The sequence below is a fragment of the Novosphingobium aquimarinum genome (genome assembly GCF_009746585.1).
In the GTDB taxonomy this organism is placed as follows: Bacteria; Pseudomonadota; Alphaproteobacteria; order Sphingomonadales; family Sphingomonadaceae; genus Novosphingobium; species Novosphingobium aquimarinum.
In genome coordinates this window covers 412,981-421,755 of sequence record NZ_WRPO01000001.1, presented here as the reverse complement: position 1 = coordinate 421,755, position 8,775 = coordinate 412,981, and the positions used below count along the sequence as shown (strand labels likewise).

General features: G+C 62.2%; 5 protein-coding genes. 1 reads left to right on the top strand and 4 read right to left on the bottom strand.

Annotated features, from left to right (window positions below; genetic code table 11):
* Positions 1–235 precede the first annotated feature (235 nt).
* Positions 236–2,524, top strand: coding sequence for an EAL domain-containing protein (locus GQO94_RS20935; RefSeq protein ID WP_156839468.1), 2,289 nt, complete (start codon positions 236–238; stop codon positions 2,522–2,524).
* A 247-nt stretch (positions 2,525–2,771) separates the two neighbouring features.
* On the opposite strand, the gene zapE is transcribed toward GQO94_RS20935, so the two are convergent.
* From zapE to GQO94_RS02035, 4 genes are all read right to left on the bottom strand, one after another.
* A complete protein-coding gene (gene zapE, locus GQO94_RS02050) occupies positions 2,772–3,884 on the bottom strand; it encodes a cell division protein ZapE (RefSeq protein ID WP_156839467.1) in 1,113 nt (370 codons plus the stop codon).
* Complete coding sequence (locus tag GQO94_RS02045; RefSeq protein ID WP_156839466.1) at positions 3,881–4,339, bottom strand: PaaI family thioesterase; 459 nt, start codon at positions 4,337–4,339, stop codon at positions 3,881–3,883. Before GQO94_RS02045 ends, zapE begins: the two co-directional genes overlap by 4 nt.
* Position 4,340: 1 nt before the next feature.
* Entirely contained in the window at positions 4,341–5,126 is a 786-nt protein-coding gene (locus GQO94_RS02040) for a succinate dehydrogenase iron-sulfur subunit (RefSeq protein WP_156839465.1), read from the bottom strand.
* A 286-nt stretch (positions 5,127–5,412) separates the two neighbouring features.
* A complete protein-coding gene (locus GQO94_RS02035; protein WP_156839464.1) occupies positions 5,413–8,232 on the bottom strand; it encodes an Rne/Rng family ribonuclease in 2,820 nt (939 codons plus the stop codon).
* Between the last annotated feature and the right edge of the window lie 543 nt (positions 8,233–8,775).

Below are 8,775 nucleotides of genomic sequence, written 5' to 3'. Positions count from 1 at the left end.
TTTCCATCGACAGGTCCAATCCGGCATAGTGCTTCATGGCTGTTTCCTTCCTTCAGGATTCGACAACCAGAAGTGTGCGCCTCAACCAAGGTCCGAGGGAAGCAGCCGCAATTACACGATGACTTGAAGCGCCCGCGCTTCACGGAAACAGCGTAAACAAGGCACTTTCATTCAAATTTTACCAAAGTGATGGTAAACGCCTGACCAACACAGGGTCCCAGGCTAAAAAGCATCTATGCTCAAGCATGCGAAATCACCACTTGTTGTGGCGCTTGCCGCCCTGGTGATGCTTGCCTTCAGCGACCTCACGCCAGTGCTTTCGCACATGTACTGGAACGTGTGGTTCAAGCTTCATTCCCAACCTACGGAGGAGCAGTTCGCCATCGTCTCGCTGGACGAAGGCCATACCCTGTCCGCCAAATCCATTGCCGCCTCGACCCAGCGGCAGGCGGCGTTGATCGACGACGTCGCCGCGGCCCGGCCTGCACGCATCTATTTCGACGTGCCCAACGTCCTTGGAGAAGATCCGGTCGGAGATGCCGCGCTCAAATCGGCACTGGCGCGAAGCGGTAAGCTGAGTGTTCTGGTCCATCGGGCGGAGATGGTCCGCTATGGTGAAAGAGCCATCAAGACCGCATCGAACACGGATCTGGGAGATCATCTGCCCGTCACGGCTTCGGTGTGGAAAGCGAATGCGATGATCTACGCGATGAGCGCGCCGTCGACGATCTCCATGCCGTCGACCGGGAACATCCCCTCGATCGCGGCGAGAGGCCGTGAGGGACTTTCCGGGTCGATCGTCGTCCCGGATTTTTCGATCGATCCGGACGCCATTCCCATCGTCAGTGGCGCGCGCATCCTCCAGGACCGAAGCGCTGCTGCCAGCCTGACTGGCAAGACCGTCTTTCTGACGCGCACCAGTTACGACGCGGACAGCGCCTATGGCTATTTCGGCCATGGCCGAAGACCCGGCGCTCTGCTCGATATTGCGGCCATGCACGGCTATCTGTCGAAATGGTCCCAGCAGGAGGCGGGGCTGCCCTTGCTGCTGCTTGCGGTGCTGATGATCGTCCTGGGGCGATGTTACGTGCCGCCGCGCTGGAAGGCAGTGCATTACGGAGCGTTGGCCGCAGGGATCCTGGTTTTCCCTGCCGTTCTACAGACGCGGGATTTGCTGCTCGAGCCGGATCTCTGTCTGACGCTGCTGATTGTCTACGTTCCGCTGCGGGCAGCGGAAAAATGGCGCGAGCGGGTGGCTCTGACCAGCTCCGAATCCGGACTTCCCAGCATTCAGGCGCTGCTTTCGGAACCTTCGATCCAGAACAGCGACGTCGTCTCTGCTGCGATCAGTCAGTACGAACAGATCCTGGCCACGCTCCCGCGCGAATTACACGGCGAAGTGGCCCGTCAGATCGCCCGCCGGCTCTCGTTGGGGGCGAACGATTCGGTCATCTACGACAACGATAACGGGCATTTCGCCTGGCTCGAGCGGTCGCAAAATCTGGCTGAACTGGTCGAGCACCTGGAAGGTCTCAAGGCGCTGTTCTCCTCGCCGCTCATTATCGACGGGCAAGTTCTCGATACGAACATTCATTTCGGCATCGACCGCAACTGGAGCAATCAGCCGACGACGCGCGTCCAGTCCGCGCTGGCGGGCGCTACGGAAGCTTTGACCAAGAGCAAGCTCTACGAGGAATTCGGTCTTCAGCGCCTGGAACAGTCATCGTGGGAACTCTCGATGCATGCGCGCATCGATGAAGGCCTGCGCACGGGTGCGATCTGGCTGGCGGTGCAGCCGCAATACGATGTTCGCGAGCGACGGATTATCGGCGCGGAAGCCCTGATCCGGTGGAATGATCCGGACCGCGGATATATTCCGCCCGACGAGTTCATTTTACAGGCCGAGCGCAGCGGCCGCATCGAAGAACTCACTTATTGGACTTTTGCGCGGGCCATGGACATGGCGAACGAACTTGGCGCGTTCAATACGATCCGCATCGGGGTCAACCTTTCGGCACGGATGGCGGATCACCCCAATCTGGTCGACCGTATCGCAAAACTCGCCGCAGAGCGTTCGTGCGAGTGTAACCGGATCGTGATCGAGGTCACCGAAACCTTCAGCATGAACAACCGGGAGATGGCCCGCCGGAACATTGCGCAACTGCGCGCTCTGGGCTTCCGCCTCTCGATCGACGATTTCGGCACCGGGCAGGCGAGCTTGTCCTATCTCGCCGAGATCCCTTGCGACGAGGTTAAGATCGATCGCCGGTTCGTGGACGGCATCGCGCATGACAAGCGCCTCTATGCCATCGTCGAGAGTGTGGTGAGGCTGGCGCAATCGCTTGGACAGGAAGCTGTCGCCGAAGGGGTGGAAGACGAAGAGACCATGCAAATCCTTGCGAAAATGGGCTGTGATCTTGCGCAGGGGTTCCATCTGGCGCGGCCTATGCCGTTCGCAGACTTCGTGGCCTTGCTCCATGCCGAGAGGACGCAAACCAAAGAATCCGTGTGGAGACATGGTTAAAGACTTGTTAAAAGGTAAATAATGTTCTAACGAGGACTCCTAGTCGTTAACAGGAGGCCTCTATGTGGCTCATTAAGTTCCTTTTCTTCTGATTCGACCACGAGATTTTTTGGGTCGAACAGTTTGAGATCAGCGCTAAGACGCTGGTAAGAAAGCCTATTCCTCGGAATGGGCTTTTTTGCTGTGGGGCGGGTGCAGGTCTTATCCCGGAGCTGAGGTTAAGGCGCGCGGCGTCCTCAGGTTCGGATCAGCTCGTGCCGTGGCCTAGTGCGAGGTAATCGGCGCTCTGCATTTCGTTAAGACGGCTTACGGTTCGCTCGAATTCGAAGCGACCGGTTCCTGACTGGTAAAGGTCTTCCGGAAGGGCATCGGCTGCCACGATCAGCTTGACCTTGTTCTCGTAGAGCGCGTCGATCAGGGTGACGAACCGGGCCGCTTCGTTGCGTTTGTCGGGCCCCATCTTCGGAATTCCGACGATGATAACGGTGTGATAGGTACGTGCGATAGCAAGATAATCGGGTGCCCCGCGCGCTTCGCCGCACAGTCGCTTGAAGCTGAACACCGCCACGCCCTTGAGCGCCTTGGGCACGTGCAGCTTGCGACCACCGCCGAGATCGAGTTCTGCCGAGGGAACGTGTTCACTGTCCTCGGGCGGATAGTCGGTCAGGCGGAAGAAGGCCTCGCGCGTCTGTTCGGTCGCGGGCTCGCCCAGCGGTTCGTGCCAGGTCGCCATACCGCCGAGACGCTGCAGGCGATAATCCGTCGGACCATTGAGCGGCAGGACGTCGAGTTCCTGCTCGATCAGCGCGATGAACGGGAGGAAGTGCTCCCGGTTGAGACCGTCCTTGTAGAGCTCGTTCGGCGCGCGGTTCGAGGTGGTGACGATCGTCACGCCCTGATCGACCATCATGCTGGTGAACAGCCGGCTCATGATCATGGCATCGGCCGAATTGTTGACGACCATTTCGTCGAACGCGAGGCAACGCACGTTGCGCGCCATCGCCGCGGCCACCGGCAGGATCGGATCACCCTCTTCCTTGCGGCGCTCGTCGCGAAGTTTCTCGTGAACTTCGAGCATGAAGGCGTGGAAATGCACGCGGCGCTTTTCGTCGATCGCCAGCGTCTGATGGAACAGGTCCATCAGCATCGATTTACCGCGTCCGACGCCGCCCCACATATAGACACCGCGCGGGCCGGGGGATTTGCGCTTGAGCAGCTTACCGATGAGGCCCGCGGATGCTTGCTTTTCGAGCTCGCGCTGCAACTGCTCGAGCCGCTCGGCCGCGTCGGCCTGTTCCGCGTCGGCGCGAAGCTCGCCGGTCGCCACCAGCGCTTCGTATCGTTCGAGAATACCGGTCATTGGCGGGATGGCTTGCGCAGCGTACCCGAATAGGACGCCACGAGCGTGTCGCCCTGTTCAACGATCCCGCGGACGAATGCGAGGCGGCGCGTTTCGCGCAGCACTTCGCTGACGACATCGACCGGCTTATCGAGCGAGCCCGTGCCGATGAACTGGCAATTGAGGTCGAGCGTCACCGAACCTTCGGCATCGTCACCGCTCACGATGTAAAGCGTCGCGAACATGGCGATGTCGACCAGAGCCAGAGTGACGCCGCCGTGGAGCGTTCCTTGCAGGTTGGCATGCAGCGCCTTGGGCTCGACCAAACGCATCCGCGCCCCATGCTCGCCCTCGGCGCGCACGATCAGGCGACGCATGACTTGCGGGTTGAACCTGCTCTGGTCGTCAATGTCCCAGGTCGTCCAGCCCGGATTGTCAGGATCCGGGGTCTGGACAAGCGCGGCGGTGGCAGCCACCTCAGACGTGCCGTTCGACCTGCATCTTCTTGATTTCGGCGATCGCGCGCGCGGGGCTGAGGCCCTTGGGGCACACGTTCGCGCAGTTCATGATCGTGTGGCAGCGATAGAGGCGGAACGGATCTTCGAGCTCGTCGAGACGCTCGCCGGTCATTTCGTCCCGGCTGTCGGCAAGCCAGCGATAGGCCTGCAGCAGGATCGCAGGGCCCAAGAACTTGTCCGAGTTCCACCAATAGCTGGGGCACGCGGTCGAGCAGCAGGCGCACAGGATGCACTCGTAGAGTCCATCGAGCTTTTCGCGCTGTTCCGGGGTCTGCAACCGCTCCTTGCCCGAAGGCGTGGTCGAAACGGTCTGCAGCCAGGGCCGGATCGAGGCGTACTGCGCGTAGAAGTGCGTGAAGTCGGGAACCAGATCCTTGATCACGTCCATGTGCGGCAGCGGGGTGATGCGGATGTTGCCCTTCAGATCCTCGATCGCGGTGGTGCAGGCGAGGCCGTTCTTGCCGTTCATGTTCATCGCGCACGAGCCGCAGATACCCTCGCGGCAGGAGCGCCGGAACGTCAGCGTCGAATCCTGATCGCTCTTCATCTTGATGAGCGCGTCGAGCACCATCGGTCCGCAATTGTCGAGATCGATCTCGAACGTGTCGTAGCGCGGGTTCTCGCCGCTATCGGGATCATAGCGATAGACGGTGAACTTCTTCACCTTCCCCCCGGAACTCTCCGAAGCGTGATGACGGGCCTTGCCCGTGATCTTGGAGTTTTTCGGCAAGGTAAAGGTCGCCATCGCTCGTTCCTGTTCGTGCTGCATTGCGACAAAAGCCGCATCCCATGGGCTTCTCTCTAGCGATTCATGGATGGGGGGCAAGGGCACATTTGGACAGGGTTGCGCTCCGCGACGCCGGCTTTCGCGCGGCAAGACGGGCGGAAGGAGCGCAAAGGCGCTCACCGTCATGCCGCGCTTCTCGGGTATTCCTATCTGCGGCACCAAGTTCGCACGAAAAAGCCCGCCCCGGCGATGGTGCCGGGGCGGGCCCGTTCATGCTTGCCTGCAGATGTCTGCAGGGAAGGTATCAGTTTCCGAAAGTGCGCTGCCACCAGCCGCGACGCGGCTTGCCATCATCGTCACTGTCGCCGTCACCGCTTTCGTCAGCCGTGACTTTTTCCGGACCGTCGTCGTTGGCCCGGCTGGCGGGCGTCTCGGCAGTTGCCGCGATCGAAGGCGCCGGTTCAGGTGCGGCCGCTGCTGACGTAGTCTCGTTCGACGAGGATGCATCTTCGGCAGCCGCTTTGGCTTTCGTCCGGCGTGTGCGCTTGGGCTTGGCTTCGGCTTCCGGCTCGGCGGCAGCCTCGCCCTCGACGGCATCGGCCTTCTTGCGGCGCGTGCGCTTGGGCTTCGGTGCGGCTTCCGCGTCTTCGGCCTCTGCCGGAGCGGCCTTCTTCGCGCGAGTCCGCCGCGGCTTGGCCTCGGCTTCGCCCTCGACGGCATCGGCCTTCTTGCGACGCGTACGCTTCGGCGCGGGGGCCTCGGCCTCCGGTTCGGGCGTGACCGCTTCGGCTGCGACCGGCTCGGCTGCCGCAGGCTCTGCGACCGGTTCCTCGGTTACGACCTCGTCCGCTGCGGGAGCAGGCGACGCGGGTGCGTCATCCGAGCGCTCATCGGCGTCGTTATCGTTGCCGTCTTGCGCGTTCTCGTTCTCGTCACGACCGCGACCGCGCCTGCGGCGACCACCCCGACGGCGACGCTTGCGGGGCGCGCCGTCGTCCTGCTGATCGTCGTCTTCGCCGGTGGCCTGGGACTTGTCTTCGTCGTCGGAGCTGGCGTCGTCGGACGCGCTGTCTTCGGAGGAATTGTCCTGGCTCTGATCGTCGTTGCGGTCGCGCCCGCGACCGCCGCGCCGACGCTTGCGCCGACGACGTCGCGAGCCGTTGCCGTCCTCGGACTCGGTGTCCTTGTCGCCTTCGCTATCGCTATCGCTTTCGGTGTCTTCCTCGTTCTCGTCGTCTTCGGGCAGATCCTCGTCGTCCTCTTCAAGGTCGACGATGGGCTCGAACACCGGCGGATTGGCGAGGCGAGGACCCGACGAGCCGACGCGCATCTTCGCGCCTTCGTTCTCGCCCTCGGGAATCACTTCGACCACGACGCCATAGCGCGCTTCGATCTCGGCAAGGTCGCCGCGCTTGGCATTGAGCAGGTACACCGCCGCTTCCGTGCTGGCGTAGAGCGAGATCACGCTGCCCTTGCCCTTGGCGGCCTCGTCCTCGATCAGGCGCAGCGCCGAAAGGCCGGCGGAGCTCGCGGTGCGTACGAGGCCGGTGCCATCGCAATGCGGGCATTCGCGGGTGGTCGATTCGAGCACGCCGGTGCGCAGACGCTGACGGCTCATTTCCATCAGGCCGAAGCTGGAAATGCGACCGACCTGGATGCGGGCACGATCGCTCTTGAGCGCGTCCTTCATCGCCTTTTCGACCTTACGGACGTTCGAGCCGTATTCCATGTCGATGAAGTCGATGACGACGAGGCCGGCCATGTCGCGCAGGCGCAACTGGCGGGCGATCTCGTGCGCGGCTTCGATGTTGGTGCTGACTGCGGTTGCCTCGATGCCGTGCTCCTTGGTGGAGCGGCCCGAGTTGATGTCGATCGACACGAGCGCCTCGGTCGGGTTGATGACGATGTAGCCGCCCGAACGCAGCTGCACGACAGGATCGTACATCGCGGTCAACTGATCTTCGGCACCGTAACGCTGGAACAAGGGCACGGGATCGGAATAAGGCTTAACCCGGCGCGCGTGGCTGGGCATCAGCAGCTTCATGAAGTCCTTGGCGGCGCGGTAACCGTCCTCGCCTTCGACGACGACTTCCTCGATATCGCGATTGTAGATATCGCGGATCGCGCGCTTGATGAGATCGCTGTCCGAATGGATCAACGTCGGCGCGGCGGACTTCAGCGTGCGTTCGCGCAGTTCGTCCCAGAGACGGGCGAGGTAATCGAAGTCACGCTTGATCTCGGTCTTGGTGCGCTGCAAGCCGGCGGTGCGCACGATGCAGCCCATGCTCGAGGGCAGCGAGAGTTCGGCGATGATCTGCTTCAGGCGCTTGCGGTCGCTGGCCGAGCTGATCTTGCGGCTGATCCCGCCGCCATGGCTCGAATTGGGCATAAGCACGCAATAGCGCCCCGCGAGGCTGAGATATGTGGTCAGCGCTGCGCCCTTGTTGCCGCGCTCTTCCTTGACGACCTGCACCAGCAGCACTTGGCGGCGGTGAATGACGTCCTGGATCTTGTAGCGGCGACGCAGCGCCATGCGCTTGGCGCGCACTTCGTCGGCGGCCTTGGAGCGGCCCTTGCCCTGACGTCCGCGACCACGGCCACGACCGCGACGGGGGGATTCGTCGTCATCGGAATCGGACGCGCGATCGCCGTCGCCGTTTTCGGCGTCTTGCGAATCGTCGTCTTCCGTCTGACCGGCTTCGAACGTGGCGACATCGTCCTTCTCGGACGTGTCGACTTCGGTCAGTCCGCCATCGTCGTGGTAATCGTCACCGTCGCCGTCGTTGTCGCCGTGATCGTCGTCGTCGTGAGCGCGCAAAGCCGCTTCTTCGGCGGCGGCTTCGGCCTCTTCGGCGAGCAGCGCCTCGCGGTCTTCGCGGGGGATCTGATAGTAGTCCGGATGGATCTCGCTGAACGCGAGGAAACCGTGGCGGTTACCGCCGAAATCGACGAAGGCCGCCTGCAGCGATGGTTCGACCCGCGTAACTTTCGCGAGGTAGATGTTACCCTTTATCTGCTTTCGATCGGCGGACTCGAAGTCGAATTCTTCAATGCGGTTTCCCTTGAGTACCGCCACCCGGGTTTCTTCCGGGTGGCGCGCATCGATGAGCATGCGCGTTGCCATTATGAAATCTCCATGCGCGCCGGATCAGGTCCGGATGAGACGATGCGGCGCGAACTGTATTGGGATTGCCGCGCGGCGATGCGAACGGCCGGGGCTTGATGCCCGGGCCCGTTCCGCCGCGGGCGGATGAGAGCGAAAGAGCGCGGCAATCCGGCGCCGCGCCCTGTGCTTGCGTGTCTGCGAGGGAGAGAATGCGCGGTGATTGCTCTCGCGCAAGCACCCCCGGCACGGCCGTCGCGCGCGATGGCAGCGACGGGCAATGCTGGGGGAAATTACTCATATCTCGCGTCAACCTGTTTGGGACCGATCGGGCGGATGCCCCTTCGATCATGACGGCAGGGGCCGTTGCCACGATACCTGCCATTCGATCGAAAGCCCGCGCGGGACGGATCGGAGATGGCAATTTGGCGACAGTAAAAGACCCCTGTCAAATTCGACTAGCATTCATGCCCAAGCTCGGCAAGTTGATTGGCGCCGGGTTGTGCAGGCAGAATGGTTAGCCCGGCGTAAACAAAGCTAGGGATTGTGCGGCCTTGCGCGATT

What these genes read in the sequence shown, in the direction of transcription:
- GQO94_RS20935 (WP_156839468.1), top strand. Translation starts at nt 236, where the DNA reads ATGCTCAAGCATGCGAAATCACCACTTGTTGTGGCGCTTGCCGCCCTG.
- GQO94_RS02040 (WP_156839465.1), bottom strand. Translation starts at nt 5,126, where the DNA reads ATGGCGACCTTTACCTTGCCGAAAAACTCCAAGATCACGGGCAAGGCC.
- zapE (WP_156839467.1), bottom strand. Translation starts at nt 3,884, where the DNA reads ATGACCGGTATTCTCGAACGATACGAAGCGCTGGTGGCGACCGGCGAG.
- GQO94_RS02035 (WP_156839464.1), bottom strand. Translation starts at nt 8,232, where the DNA reads ATGGCAACGCGCATGCTCATCGATGCGCGCCACCCGGAAGAAACCCGG.